We start from the raw sequence: 12,212 nt of genomic DNA, 5'->3' as shown, positions 1-12,212 counted from the left end.
CCATTGTCCCGCCCCTCCCACACCGGTACAGGCGCAATGACACCCCGCACGACCAAGCCGCATCTCCTCGTGATCGAAGCCCGCTTCTACGCCGATCTCGCCGACGAAATCGTCGCCGGCGCAACGGCCGAGCTGGAAGCGCGTGGCGCGAGCTACGACCGCATCGCCGTGCCGGGCGTGCTCGAGATCCCGGCCGCCCTCGCCATGGCGGTGCTGTCCCAGGAGGACGAGACGCGCTACGATGGCTATGTGCTCCTCGGCTGCGTGATCCGCGGCGAGACCAGCCACTACGACATCGTGGCGAACGAGTCGGCCCGGGCCGTCATGACGCTCTCCATCGAGGAGGCGATTGCCGTCGGGAACGGGATCCTGACCGTGGAGAATGGCGATCAGGCATGGGCACGGGCACGGGTCTCGGGCAAGAACAAGGGCGCGGTCGCCGCAGCGGCGGCCTTCGAGATGGCGATGCTGCGAAAGCGCTTCGGGCTGACAGATGAGTGAGGTCCCGCTCCGCGGCGCCGTACGCCCCGCGAACCAGCGCAGCGCTGCCCGGCTGGCGGCCGTGCAGGCGCTCTACCAGATGGATGTCGGCGGTACGACGCTGCCGGTCGTCGTCGCAGAGTTCGAGGCGCACCGGCTGGGCCGGGAGCTTGAGGGCGAGACGCTCCGGCCGGCCGATGCCGGCTTCTTCCGCGTGCTGGTGGGCGGGGTCGTCGACCTGCAGCGGAAGATCGATCCGATGATCCACGGCGCGCTGCCGCCGGACTGGCCGCTGAAGCGGATCGACTTCACCTTGCGCGCGCTCCTCCGTTGCGGCGTGTTCGAGCTCCTGGAACGCCGCGACATCCCCGGCAAGGTGGTCATCACGGAGTACGTCGACGTGGCGCGCGCCTTTTTCGAGGCGGACGAACCCGGCCTTGTGAATGCGGTTCTGGACCGCGTTGCGCGCTCCGTGCGCTCCGACGAGTTCAAGTCCGCCGCTTCGAGCTGAGCCGGGCCTTGGCGCTCCGCGAGCTCGACATCATCGACCGCTTCTTCAGGCCGCTCGCCGGGGAGGGCGCCTTCGGCCTTCTCGACGACGCCGCGCGGCTGGAGCCGGCGCCCGGCACGGATTTCGTGCTCACCGCCGACATGATCGCCTGCCGCGTGCATTTCTTGCGCGAGGACCCGGCGTTCACCGTCGGGCAGAAGGCGCTCCGGGTGAACATCTCCGATCTCGCCGCCAAGGGCGCCGATCCGGTCGGGTACCTGCTCAGCCTCGCCGTCTCGAAGGATCTCGAAGAGGACTGGCTCGCCGGGTTCTGCCGCGGGCTGGCGGCCGACCAGGCGGAATTCGGCCTCGATCTGCTCGGGGGCGACACTATCGCCGTCCGGGAGGGCCCGGTCGTCTCGATCACCGCGATCGGGGCGGTGCCGGCCGGCGGGATGGTCCACCGCTTCGGCGGAAAGCCCGGTGACGCCCTCTACGTTTCGGGATCGATCGGATCGGCGCGGGCCGGCCTCGCGCTGCTGAGAGGAGAGGCCGGGCCCTGGCGCGACATCCCGGCCGATGGGCGTGACGTCCTCATCGGGCGCTACCGGGTGCCCGAGCCGAGACTGGCGCTCGCCCCGGCGCTGAGGGCGCATGCGAGCGCGGCAATGGACGTTTCCGACGGTCTTGTCGGCGATTGCGACAAGATGGCCGCCTCGGCCGGCTGCTCGGCCCGCCTCGATGGCGACGCGGTCCCGCTCGACCCTGCGCTCTTGGCCATCGCAGGGGATCCCGCCCTCTTCGGCGCCCTCGTTTCCGGCGGCGACGATTACGAGATTCTCGCAGCCGTACCGCCCGGTTCGGAAGCGGCCTTCGTCGCCGATGCCGGAGGCGCAGGCGTGCCCGTCCGCCGGATCGGCATGCTCGTCGAGGGGAGCGGGCCGGTGCAAGTGACGCGGGGCGGGCGGCTTCTCGAACTCGCGGAGCGGGCGTATGTGCATGGCGCCGCGGGAGGCCCATCATGACGGACGCCCAGACCGGGTTCGAAACTGCCTTCGACGACGTCAAGGCCAGGCGCAACGCCTTCGTGCTGGCTGCCGCCCAGGCGATCGGCGGCGCGGTCGCTCCGATCAACATCGCGGTTTCCGCGCTGGCCGGCAGCGTTCTCCTGGGGGCGAACCAGATCCTCGCAACGGCACCGGTCACGGCCTTCGTCGTCGGAACCGCGGCCGGGGCGGTGCCTGCCGCGCTGCTCATGCGGCGGTTCGGGCGGCGGATGGGTGCGATCATCGGCATGTTCGTCGGCGCAGCGGGCGGGCTCCTCGCAGCCGACGCAATGGTGGTCCACCTGTTTCCGCTGCTCGTCGCCGCCTGCTTCCTGATGGGCTTCGCGTCCGCTTTCGTGCAGCAGTTCCGCTTCGCGGCGGCCGACACGGCGAGCCCGGCCTTCCGCCCCAAGGCGATCTCCTGGGTGCTCGCCGGCGGCGTCGTCTCGGCGATCGTCGGGCCGCAGGCGGTCATCCATTTCGGCGACGTCTTTGCGCCGGTTCCCTTCGCGGGGGCCTTCGTCGCCGCTGCCGGGCTGTCGCTCACCGGGGCGCTCATCCTGGTTTTCCTCGACGCGCCGCGCCCGACCGTTTCGCGGGACCGCACGGCAGGCCGGCCGCTCGGCGCGATCGCAAGGCAGCCGCGCTTCATCCTCGCGGTCACCTGCGCGGTCGTCACCTACGCCCTCATGAACCTCGTCATGACGGCGGCGCCGCTCGCAATGGTCCATCACGGCCATCACCATTCCGAGGCCGCGCTCGGCATCCAGTGGCACGTGCTCGCCATGTTCGCGCCGAGCTTCTTCACGGGGAACCTGATCGGCCGATTCGGTGCCGATGCGATCGTGGGGGTGGGGCTGCTGCTCCTCATCGCCTGCAGCCTGGTCGCGCTCACCGGCGTCGACCTCATGCAGTTCTGGAGCGCCCTCGTTCTTCTCGGCGTCGGATGGAACCTCGGCTTCATCGGCGGGACCACGATGCTGGCCGAAACTTACCGTCCCGAGGAGAAGGAGCGCGTGCAGGCGCTGAACGACCTCCTCGTCTTCGGTTTCGTCGCGCTCGCCTCCCTTGCTTCGGGCGGGCTCCTGGTGGGCGGCGGCTGGAGCGCGGTCAACATGATGGTGCTCCCGATCGCCGGCGCCTGCCTGCTGGCGGTCGTGCTCGCCGCTGTGCGGCGCCGAACGGCCGTCGCGGTCGATCCCCGGACACCTTGACGGAACAGGTACTTTCGTCAATACCGCGCCGCGGGATGAGCGCCCGCCGGTCCTCGGCGGGAGTCTCGGGCCACCTTCCTTGCGTGGCCCGCAGCTTCGGGGGACATTGAATGCTTCCGCTTTATTTGGTGATCGCCTGCGGCGTGCTCGCGATCGTATACGCCGTCTGGGCCATCCAGTCGGTCATGGCGGCGGATGCCGGCAACCTGCGCATGCAGGAGATCGCCGGCGCGATCCGTGAGGGCGCGACCGCCTACCTGACGCGCCAGTACACCACGATCGCCATCGTCGGCGTCGTCGTCTTCATCGTGGCCTGGCTGCTGCTTTCGCCGACGGCCGCCTTCGGCTTCGCGATCGGGGCCGTGCTTTCGGGCGGAGCCGGCTTCATCGGCATGCTCGTCTCGGTCCGTGCCAACGTGCGCACGGCGCAGGCCGCGTCGCAGTCTCTCGGCGCCGGTCTCGAGATCGCCTTCAAGTCGGGCGCGATCACCGGCCTGCTGGTCGCCGGCCTCGCCTTGCTCGGCGTTGCGGTCTACTTCCTGGTGCTGACCGCCGGCCTCGGCTACGCACCGACCGACCGTGCCGTCATCGATGCGCTCGTGGCGCTCGGCTTCGGCGCCTCGCTCATCTCCATCTTCGCCCGTCTCGGCGGCGGCATCTTCACAAAGGGCGCCGACGTCGGCGGCGACCTCGTCGGCAAGGTCGAAGCGGGCATCCCCGAGGACGATCCGCGCAACCCGGCCACGATCGCCGACAATGTCGGCGACAATGTCGGCGACTGCGCCGGCATGGCGGCCGACCTCTTCGAGACCTACGCCGTCACCGTGGTCGCAACCATGGTGCTCGCCTCGATCTTCTTCACCGGCGAGCAGGCGGTGCAGATGATGCTCTTCCCGCTCCTGATCGGCGCGAGCTGCGTGGTCACCTCGATCATCGGCACCTTCTTTGTGAAGCTCGGCGCCAACAACTCCATCATGGGCGCGCTCTACAAGGGCTTCATCGCCACCGCGGTTCTGTCCGCCGTGGCGCTCGGCCTCATCGTCTGGGGCTGGCTCGGCGGATCCACCTCCTTCACCACATCGGGCGACGTCACTTTCGAGGGGCGGCACCTCTTCTATTGCGGCCTCGTCGGCCTTGCCGTCACCGGCCTCATCATCTGGATCACCGAGTACTACACCGGCACCGGCTTCCGCCCGGTGAAGTCGATCGCCGCGGCCTCCGTCACGGGCCACGGCACGAACGTGATCCAGGGCCTCGCCATCTCGCTCGAGGCGACCGCGCTGCCGGCCCTCGTCATCATCGCCGGCATCATCGCCGCCTACATGCTCGCCGGCCTCTTCGGCATCGCGATCGCGGTCACGACCATGCTCGCGCTCGCCGGCATGGTGGTCGCGCTCGACGCCTTCGGCCCGGTCACCGACAATGCCGGCGGCATTGCCGAGATGGCCGACCTGCCGCCCGAGGTGCGCCAGACCACGGACGCGCTCGATGCGGTTGGCAACACGACGAAGGCCGTCACCAAGGGCTATGCGATCGGCTCGGCGGGCCTCGGCGCGCTCGTGCTCTTCGCCGCCTATACGGAGGACCTGAAGTTCTTCGCGGCGAACGCCGCCCCGGGCTCCTTCTTCGAGGGCGTCTCCGTCGATTTCGCGCTCACCAACCCCTACGTCGTGGCCGGCCTGCTCTTCGGAGGCCTGCTGCCCTTCCTCTTCGGCGGCATCGCGATGACCGCGGTCGGCCGCGCCGGCAGCGCGGTGGTCGAAGAGGTGCGGCGGCAGTTCCGCGAGAAGCCGGGCATCATGCTGGGCACCGAAAAGCCGGACTACGGGCGGGCGGTGGACATGCTGACGCGGGCGGCGATCCGGGAGATGATCATCCCGTCGCTGCTGCCGGTGCTGTCGCCGATCGTCTGCTTCTTCGTGGTCTACCTGATCGCCGGGAAGGACAACGCCTTCGCGGCCGTCGGCGCCATGCTCCTCGGCGTCATCGTCACGGGCCTGTTCGTCGCGATCTCCATGACGGCGGGCGGCGGTGCGTGGGACAATGCCAAGAAGTACATCGAGGACGGCAATTACGGCGGCAAGGGCTCGGAGGCCCACAAGGCCGCGGTGACGGGTGACACGGTCGGCGATCCCTACAAGGACACCGCCGGCCCGGCCGTGAACCCGATGATCAAGATCACCAACATCGTGGCGCTCCTGCTCCTCGCCGTCCTCGCGCACTGAGCGGCAGTACCGGAACGGACGAAGCCCCGCGGGAGCGATCCCGCGGGGCTACTCTTTTGTAACGGCGAGCGTCCCGTGACGCCTCCCCAGGGGCACGGACCCTCCCGCTGTGAGCCGGACAATCCCGGCGCCGGTGCGCGCTCCGCCCGACACCCTCTGGCGCAGCGGGCGAGGAGCCGGCAACACTCCGGTTGATGTTCGACACCGCCACCGCGATTCTCGACTTGCTCGGCGTCGTCGTGTTCGCCACGACCGGGGCGCTCGTCGCCTCGCGCAAGGAGATGGACATCGTCGGCTTCGCTCTGCTGGCGCTGGCGACCGGGGTCGGAGGCGGGACGCTGCGCGACCTGATCCTCGACGTCCCGGTGTTCTGGGTGACCTCGCCGTCCTACCTGCTTATCTGCATCGCGGTCGCAATCGTGGTCTTCTTCACCGCGCACGTGCCGCAGTCGCGCTATCGCCTGGTCCTCTGGCTCGACGCCGCAGGGCTCGCGCTGTTCGCCGTGGCGGGTACGGAGAAGGCGCTCCTCGCCGGCACCGGTCCGGTCGTGGCGGTCGCGCTCGGCATCATCGGCGCCACGTTCGGCGGCATCATCCGTGACGTGCTCGGGCACGAGCCGTCGGTGATCCTGACCCGCGAGATCTACGTGACGGCGGCGCTCGCCGGCGCGGTCGCATTCGCGCTGCTCGATGCGGCGGGCCTTTCGCGTGAAGGAGCCGTCCTTGCCGCCGTCGCGCTGGGATTTGCCGTGCGCGGCGCGGCCTTGTACTGGGGGCTGTCGCTGCCGCGCTACAGATCGAGGCCGGGGACGAAGGTGTGACGAACAACGATCATGAGCCGGAGCCCGGCGCCCTCGCCGGGCGCTTCGGCCCGCGCCTCGAGGCGGAACTGGAGGACCTGGCGGCGAGCACGGAAAGCACCGTCGCCGATCGGGCGCCGGTGGAACTCGACCAGCAGAGCGTCGGCCGCCTGTCGCGGATGGATGCTCTCCAGGGGCAGGCGATGGCTCAGGCCGCCGACCGCAGGCGCCGAGCGCGGCGTGGACAGATCGAGGCAGCGCTTCGCCGGATGGCGGACGGCGAGTACGGCTACTGCCTGGAGTGCGGCGCGTTCATCGGGCTGAAACGTCTCGAGATCGATCCCGCGGCGGCGCTGTGCGTCGCATGCGCGGGGAGCCGGGGAGCTTAGCGCACCGCGCGGCAACTGTGCTGCTCAAAGCGCGGCGGACCCGCGCCTTGCCAATCGAAACTACAAGCCCCATATCCGGCCTGCCGACTGATCTGGTCAGGCATTCGGGCGCGGATCGCGCCCACGATGCGCCCAAGACATCATTCTGCCCGTCACGCCGCGCGCCGGACCCGCTCCGGCGGCCGGACGGATTCGAAGCAAGAAGAAAGAACCTGAAAGATGAAAGCGAACCAAGAGCGGGCGAAAAGTCCGCACATCGAGGGCGGAACGGTTGAAGCAGCCCTGCGGGCCGACCGGCGGAATCCCGCCTGGAAGCCCGAGCCCTGCCTGATCCCGCGCGCCGAGATGCGCCGGATCGTGCTCGAAATGATCGGCTGAGGCCGATGCGGGCGGGTGCCGAAAGCGCGCCCGCCTCAATTCCTACGCGAAACCCTCTCAGTGCGTCTCCGGCTTCGCCCGCGTCGAGGCGATCGCCTCCAGCGCCATTTCGGAGAGCCGCTGCCATTCCGCAGACGCGAAGCCGTGGATGGCGGAGCGGTCGCGGCCTTCGGCCAGGCTCTCCCGCATGAGCTCCAGCTCCGCAAGGAACATCTCCGCGTCGAATGCCGGCAGGTCGCTCGCCATGCGCCTCAGCATGATGCGCAGGAACTGCCGCTGCATCGCGCTCTGGATGACCATCAGCTCGCCGAGCGCGTCGATCTCGGTGGCGGGCGACTTCTCCGGCATGCGGCGGCTCCATTGGTGCGCGAAAAGAAAATGGGCAGGCGCGAGCCTGCCCGGTGACCCCGACATAGTGCATCGCTCGGGCCGCGGCCAGCCGGGCGGCTCAGTATCCGGGCAGGACGACCGCGGTCGGCGTTCTCGGCAGCGTGGCCGTCGATACGGTGATCTCGGGCATCGGGCTGCGCTCGACCTCGAAGGCAACGCCGAGCGTGGCGAGGAAGCGCTCCAGCGTCGACTGGCCGAAATAGTGCATCGGGAGCACGAGCCGTGCCTTCAACACCTGGAGGGTGTCGACGACGGCGTCCTGGGCCATGGTGTAGGTGCCGTCGACCGCGACCATCACCACGTCGAGCTGGCCGATATAGGCGAGGTCCTCGGGTTCGAGCCGGTGGTGCAGATGACCGAGATGGCCGATGCAGAGCCCCGCCACCTCGAAGATGAAGATCGAGTTGCCGTCGGGGACCCGGCCGGCCTCCCAGCTCCTGATGTCCGTGGAGACGTTCCGGATCAGCACGTCCTCGACCTGGAGATGGTGCTCGGCACGGCCGCCGGCCGGGTTCCAGCCGCGCAGCACGTGCTCGATGCGCGGATCCGGATTGGCCGTGTTGTGGCTGGAATGGGCGAGGTTCATGGTGACGACGCGCGGCACCACGCCCGGCCCGGCATGGCCGCTGTAGTCCGTCGCGATCGTCACTCCGGCTGGCGTCGTGATCAGGAAGGTCGCATGGCCGACGAAGCGGATGGTGACGGGTTCCGCCGCCGCAGGGATCGGGCGAGGCCGGAACGCCTCCTCCGCCCGGAAATAGGCGGCCTGGAGCCTCGGCGGCGCAGCCTGCGCCATCGCCAGGCACTGGCTGCCCATCTGCGCCAGCGCCGGCGCGGCCGAAACGAGCATTGCCGCGAGCGCCAGGAGCCTGGTCAGAACAAGCATGGCCCTGCCTCCTTCTGGGCCGAAAAGTCTATCCGCCCGTGCCGCGCCGGCAACCGCACCTCCGGTCACGCTTTCGTTTGCGCTTGCCCGGGCCATATTGCAGTGCAACAATCGCACTCCGCGAGGTACCTCGAATGACCGGCCGAATCGTCACCGTCGCCCAGCAGAAGGGTGGGTCGGGCAAGACCACGGTCGCCGCCCACCTCGCGGTCGCCTGGACAGGCGCCGGGCGCGTCGCGATCCTCGACGTCGATCCGCAGGGCAGCCTCGGCGAATGGTTCGAGGCGCGGGAGCGCTCGCTGGGAGAGGACCGGACCGGCATCACGTTCCGGACCGCGAGCGGCTGGGGCGCCAAGCGCGAGGCGCGGGCGCTGTCGCGCGACCACGATTTCGTCCTCCTCGACACCCCGCCGAAATCCGATCTCGAGGCGCGCCCGGCGATCGAGACGGCGGACCTCGTCGTGGTGCCGGTCCAGCCGACGCCCGTCGACCTTTGGGCAAGCGGTGCCACCCTCGAACTCGTCGGCCGCGAAAGGCGGCCGGCTCTGCTCGTCGTCAACCGCGTGCCGCCGCGCGGCAGCATGGCCGAGACCGTGATGGCCGAACTCGCCGCCCTCGGGCCGGCGGCAGCGGCGCGTCTCGGCAACCGCGTGGCCTTTGCCGCGAGCATGGGCGAGGGCCGCACCGTCATGGAGACGGAGCCGGCAGGAAAAGCCGCTGCCGAAGTGGTGGCGCTCGCCCGCGAACTCGGCGAACGGCTGCGCGCCGGCTGATCAGCCGGCGATCGGGCGGCAGGCCGCCCCAAGCCAGGCGCGTTCGTCCCCCGTCAGGCCGGGCCAGCCCGACAGCGCGCCCCACACCCGCATGTGGTAGGTGTCGAGCCAGGCGATTTCCGCAGCGTTCATCAGGCGCGGCGCGATCAGGCGCCGGTCGATCGGCGCGAGCGTGATCGTGTCGAACCCGAGCATGGGCCGTTCGCCGCCCGGGACCGCCCCTGCCTCGCGCACCACGATGAGGTTCTCGATCCGGATGCCGAAATCGCCGGGCAGGTAATAGCCCGGCTCGTCGGACAGGATCATGCCCGGCTCGAGCGGCGTGTGGCCGGTCTTGGCGAGCCGCTGCGGCCCCTCGTGGACGGAGAGATAGGCGCCGACGCCGTGCCCGGTGCCGTGGTCGAAGTCGAGCCCGGCCTGCCAGAGCGCGTGGCGGGCGAGCGCGTCGAGCTGCGCCCCGCTCGTGCCCTTCGGGAAGCGCGCCGTGGCGATCGCGATCATGCCCTTCAGCACGCGCGTGAAGCGGTCGCGGTAGAGACCGAGACGCTCCGGCGTGGCGCTGCCGACGAGGATGGTGCGCGTGACGTCGGTCGTGCCGTCGCGGTACTGCGCGCCCGAATCGACAAGATAGAGGTCGCCCGGCGCAAGTGCCCGGTCGGTGCGGCGCGTCACGCGGTAGTGGTTGATCGCGCCGTTCGGCCCGGTCGAGGAGATCGTGTCGAATGCGATGTCGGCGAGCGGCACGCCGTCCGCCTCCGCCATCTCCGTCCGGATCGTCTCCAGCCGCTCTGCGGCCGCGATCTCGGTGACCGTTCCATCGGAGGCGGCGCGCTCCAGCCACGCGAGGAAGCGCACCATCGCAGCGCCGTCGCGGAGATGGGCGCGGCGCGTGCCGGCGATCTCGGCGGCGGACTTCCTCGCCTTCGGCAGGGCGACGGGATCGGCGCCCTCGACGATCGCGCCGCCGGTCTCCTCGACGAAGAAGGCGACCGCCTCGGACGAGCCGTTCGGGTCGTAGAGCACGCGCCGCCGGGCGCGGCCGAGCGCCTCGAGCGCGTCCCGGAACACGCCCGGCTCCAGCACGTCGGCGACATCCTCGAGGCGGTCGCGGAGCGCGTTCGAGAGCTTGCGGCCGTCGATGAAGAGGGCAGGGCGGTGGTCGGCGTGGAGGATCGCGAAGGAGAGCGGCAGCGGCGTGTGCGGCACGTCCCCGCCGCGGATGTTGAAGGCCCAGGCGACCGAAGCGGGGTCGGTGAGGATTGCCGCGTCGGCGCGGGCTTCGCGAATCGCGTCGCGGATCTCCGCCAGTTTCTCCGCCACGGGCCGGCCGGCAAGGTCGTTCGGATGCTCAGCGGCGGCCGCGAGCGGCGGGCCGGGCCGGTCCTGCCAAAGCGCATCGATCGGATTGGCGTCGATGCGGACCATTTCCCCGCCGACGGCCTCGAGCGCGCGTGCGATCTGTCGGACCTGCGCCCGTGTCATCAGCCAGGGATCGTAGCCGATGCGGGCGCCGTCCGGCGCATTCGCCCGCAGCCATGCCGATACCGGCGTCTCGATCACGAAGACCGGTTCGAACACGGAGACGTCGACCTGGTCCCGGACCTGAACCGTGTAGCGCCCGTCCACGAAGATGGCCGCCTTCTCGGCCAGTACCACCGCCGTACCGGCAGACCCGGTGAAGCCCGTCAGCCAGGCGAGGCGCTCGGCCGAAGGCGGCACGTATTCGCCCTGGTGTTCGTCGGAGCGGGGCACGATGAACCCGTCGATGCCGAGGGGGTCGAACATGGCCCGCAGCGCCGACGCACGCGCCTTGCCGTGGCTGCCGTCGGCCTTGTCTTCGAAGCTCTGGAACATGGCCGGCTCATAGCACGCACGCCCGCCGTCGGACAGGTTACGCGCCTCGTCAGTCGCACATGCAATACGGCCGGGTCAGCCATGCAGCAGACCGGCTGACGCCGAGTGCCGCTCATCGCTATCTGCATCCTCAAGCACAGCACACACTCCTGAGAGGGATCCCATGACAACGACGACGTTCGTCGGCGCGCTTCCGCGCCGGGACAACCGCGCCCGCGGGTTCTTCGGCCGGGTCATCGACGCGATGGTGGCCGCGCGGAGCCGCGAGGCCGAGCGCCTGATCGCCCGGCAGGCCGCGCTCCTCGCGACGCCGGCGGCATGCGGCCCGGACGACCGCCGGGCGCGCTGATACGAACGCGCGATTGGTGAGTGCCGGGCTCCGCCAGATCCCGGCCTTCTCCTTTGCGCCGTCAGTCGGGTCCGCGGCCGAGCACCAGCACGGCCCAGCCGTCGAACAAGCGGGCGGAGCGCAAGTACACGCCCTGCATGCCGTAAGCGGCGACGACGCGCTCCCGCTGGTGCCGCAGCAGGCCGGAAAGGACGAGCAGCCCGTCCGGACGAAGAGCCGCGGCGACGGCCGGGGCGAGCCGCATCAGCGGCTCGGCGAGGATGTTCGCTACGATCAGGTCGAAGGGCGCGCGGCGCCGGATCGCGGGGTGCGCCATGCCGGGTGCGACCGCCGTCTCGACGAGCGGCCCGACCGTGTTGAGCGCGGCGTTCTCGCGCGCGACGCGCACGGCGACGGGGTCGATGTCCGTTGCGAGCACGGGCACCCGCAGCTGCTTCGCCATCGCGATCGCGAGCAGGCCAGAGCCGGTCCCCAGGTCGAGCGGATTTTCGAAGCGGCGCACGCGCATCAGCCCGTCGAGCACGGTCAGACAGCCCGCCGTCGTTCCGTGGTGCCCGGTGCCGAAAGCCTGACCGGCATCGATCTCGATGGCCACCCGTCCACGCCGGATCTGCCCGCGGTCGTGCGAGCCGTGGACGACGAATCGGCCGGCTTCGACCGGCTGCAGCGCTCTCAGGCCTTCGGCGATCCAGTCCGTCTCCGGCAGTACGATCGCCTCCAGTGGCGCGCCGAACGCGTCCGCACCGAGGCGGTCCCTGATTTCGTCGGCGACCTCATCCGCGTCGTCGCGGTCGAAATAGGCGTCGACCGACCACCGGCCGCCGGGGCCCTCGTCGAGGGAAACCGGGACGCCGTCCTGCCCGAAGTCGCGGTCGAGGAATTCGGAGATGCGCCGCGCCTCGGGAAATGCGGCGGTCAAGGTCGCTCTGACGGTCATG

At 70.2% G+C, this 12,212-nt stretch carries 14 protein-coding genes; 10 read left to right on the top strand and 4 right to left on the bottom strand.

What is annotated here, in order from left to right; all coding sequences use genetic code 11:
- The first annotated feature begins 36 nt into the window (after nt 1-36).
- The 8 genes from ribH to ACUN0C_RS10100 all read left to right on the top strand — a co-directional run bounded on the left by ribH (nt 37) and on the right by ACUN0C_RS10100 (nt 7,022).
- On the top strand, nt 37-501 hold the full coding sequence (gene ribH, locus ACUN0C_RS10135; protein WP_445466233.1) for a 6,7-dimethyl-8-ribityllumazine synthase: 465 nt from the start codon (nt 37-39) through the stop codon (nt 499-501).
- A complete protein-coding gene (gene nusB, locus ACUN0C_RS10130; RefSeq protein ID WP_445466232.1) occupies nt 494-991 on the top strand; it encodes a transcription antitermination factor NusB in 498 nt (165 codons plus the stop codon). Before ribH ends, nusB begins: the two co-directional genes overlap by 8 nt.
- An 8-nt stretch (nt 992-999) precedes the next feature.
- Nucleotides 1,000-1,995, top strand: a complete 996-nt coding sequence (thiL, locus tag ACUN0C_RS10125; protein ID WP_445466231.1) for a thiamine-phosphate kinase — start codon at nt 1,000-1,002, stop codon at nt 1,993-1,995.
- On the top strand, nt 1,992-3,230 hold the full coding sequence (locus tag ACUN0C_RS10120) for an MFS transporter (RefSeq protein ID WP_445466230.1): 1,239 nt from the start codon (nt 1,992-1,994) through the stop codon (nt 3,228-3,230). Before thiL ends, ACUN0C_RS10120 begins: the two co-directional genes overlap by 4 nt.
- A 110-nt stretch (nt 3,231-3,340) precedes the next feature.
- Nucleotides 3,341-5,455, top strand: coding sequence for a sodium-translocating pyrophosphatase (locus ACUN0C_RS10115; protein WP_445466229.1), 2,115 nt, complete (start codon nt 3,341-3,343; stop codon nt 5,453-5,455).
- A gap of 194 nt (nt 5,456-5,649) precedes the next feature.
- Nucleotides 5,650-6,276, top strand: coding sequence for a trimeric intracellular cation channel family protein (locus tag ACUN0C_RS10110; RefSeq protein WP_445466228.1), 627 nt, complete (start codon nt 5,650-5,652; stop codon nt 6,274-6,276).
- On the top strand, nt 6,273-6,644 hold the full coding sequence (locus ACUN0C_RS10105; RefSeq protein ID WP_445466227.1) for a TraR/DksA family transcriptional regulator: 372 nt from the start codon (nt 6,273-6,275) through the stop codon (nt 6,642-6,644). Before ACUN0C_RS10110 ends, ACUN0C_RS10105 begins: the two co-directional genes overlap by 4 nt.
- Nucleotides 6,645-6,863: 219 nt before the next feature.
- Nucleotides 6,864-7,022: a hypothetical protein gene (locus ACUN0C_RS10100; RefSeq protein ID WP_445466226.1), complete on the top strand. Its 159-nt coding sequence runs from the start codon at nt 6,864-6,866 to the stop codon at nt 7,020-7,022.
- Between the two features lie 57 nt (nt 7,023-7,079).
- Here the strand turns inward: ACUN0C_RS10100 and ACUN0C_RS10095 are convergent, their stop codons facing one another.
- The gene (locus ACUN0C_RS10095; RefSeq protein ID WP_445466225.1) at nt 7,080-7,370 is read right to left on the bottom strand and encodes a hypothetical protein; all 291 of its coding nucleotides are present in this window, start codon (nt 7,368-7,370) and stop codon (nt 7,080-7,082) included.
- A gap of 100 nt (nt 7,371-7,470) precedes the next feature.
- Nucleotides 7,471-8,298, bottom strand: a complete 828-nt coding sequence (locus ACUN0C_RS10090) for an MBL fold metallo-hydrolase (protein WP_445466224.1) — start codon at nt 8,296-8,298, stop codon at nt 7,471-7,473.
- A gap of 134 nt (nt 8,299-8,432) precedes the next feature.
- Between ACUN0C_RS10090 and parA the strand changes: the two genes are divergently transcribed.
- Nucleotides 8,433-9,071, top strand: a complete 639-nt coding sequence (parA, locus tag ACUN0C_RS10085) for a ParA family partition ATPase (RefSeq protein ID WP_445466223.1) — start codon at nt 8,433-8,435, stop codon at nt 9,069-9,071.
- On the opposite strand, the gene ACUN0C_RS10080 is transcribed toward parA, so the two are convergent.
- Entirely contained in the window at nt 9,072-10,925 is a 1,854-nt protein-coding gene (locus ACUN0C_RS10080; protein ID WP_445466222.1) for an aminopeptidase P family protein, read from the bottom strand.
- A gap of 163 nt (nt 10,926-11,088) precedes the next feature.
- Here ACUN0C_RS10080 and ACUN0C_RS10075 point away from each other — a divergent pair, with 163 nt between their 5' ends.
- Nucleotides 11,089-11,274 carry a hypothetical protein gene (locus ACUN0C_RS10075; RefSeq protein WP_445466221.1) on the top strand — a complete coding sequence of 62 codons (186 nt, stop codon included), beginning with the start codon at nt 11,089-11,091 and terminating at the stop codon, nt 11,272-11,274.
- Between the two features lie 61 nt (nt 11,275-11,335).
- Here ACUN0C_RS10075 and ACUN0C_RS10070 read toward each other — a convergent pair whose 3' ends face one another.
- Complete coding sequence (locus tag ACUN0C_RS10070; protein WP_445466220.1) at nt 11,336-12,211, bottom strand: 50S ribosomal protein L11 methyltransferase; 876 nt, start codon at nt 12,209-12,211, stop codon at nt 11,336-11,338.
- Between the last annotated feature and the right edge of the window lies 1 nt (nt 12,212).

The organism is Faunimonas sp. B44, assembly GCF_052655945.1.
The sequence above is the reverse complement of the archived record's forward strand: the minus strand, read 5'-3'. Positions and strand labels throughout refer to the sequence as shown.

What these genes read in the sequence shown, in the direction of transcription:
- ribH (WP_445466233.1), top strand. Translation starts at nt 37, where the DNA reads ATGACACCCCGCACGACCAAGCCGCATCTCCTCGTGATCGAAGCCCGC.
- nusB (WP_445466232.1), top strand. Translation starts at nt 494, where the DNA reads ATGAGTGAGGTCCCGCTCCGCGGCGCCGTACGCCCCGCGAACCAGCGC.
- ACUN0C_RS10120 (WP_445466230.1), top strand. Translation starts at nt 1,992, where the DNA reads ATGACGGACGCCCAGACCGGGTTCGAAACTGCCTTCGACGACGTCAAG.
- ACUN0C_RS10115 (WP_445466229.1), top strand. Translation starts at nt 3,341, where the DNA reads ATGCTTCCGCTTTATTTGGTGATCGCCTGCGGCGTGCTCGCGATCGTA.
- ACUN0C_RS10110 (WP_445466228.1), top strand. Translation starts at nt 5,650, where the DNA reads ATGTTCGACACCGCCACCGCGATTCTCGACTTGCTCGGCGTCGTCGTG.
- ACUN0C_RS10100 (WP_445466226.1), top strand. Translation starts at nt 6,864, where the DNA reads ATGAAAGCGAACCAAGAGCGGGCGAAAAGTCCGCACATCGAGGGCGGA.
- ACUN0C_RS10095 (WP_445466225.1), bottom strand. Translation starts at nt 7,370, where the DNA reads ATGCCGGAGAAGTCGCCCGCCACCGAGATCGACGCGCTCGGCGAGCTG.
- ACUN0C_RS10090 (WP_445466224.1), bottom strand. Translation starts at nt 8,298, where the DNA reads ATGCTTGTTCTGACCAGGCTCCTGGCGCTCGCGGCAATGCTCGTTTCG.
- parA (WP_445466223.1), top strand. Translation starts at nt 8,433, where the DNA reads ATGACCGGCCGAATCGTCACCGTCGCCCAGCAGAAGGGTGGGTCGGGC.
- ACUN0C_RS10080 (WP_445466222.1), bottom strand. Translation starts at nt 10,925, where the DNA reads ATGTTCCAGAGCTTCGAAGACAAGGCCGACGGCAGCCACGGCAAGGCG.
- ACUN0C_RS10075 (WP_445466221.1), top strand. Translation starts at nt 11,089, where the DNA reads ATGACAACGACGACGTTCGTCGGCGCGCTTCCGCGCCGGGACAACCGC.
- ACUN0C_RS10070 (WP_445466220.1), bottom strand. Translation starts at nt 12,211, where the DNA reads ATGACCGTCAGAGCGACCTTGACCGCCGCATTTCCCGAGGCGCGGCGC.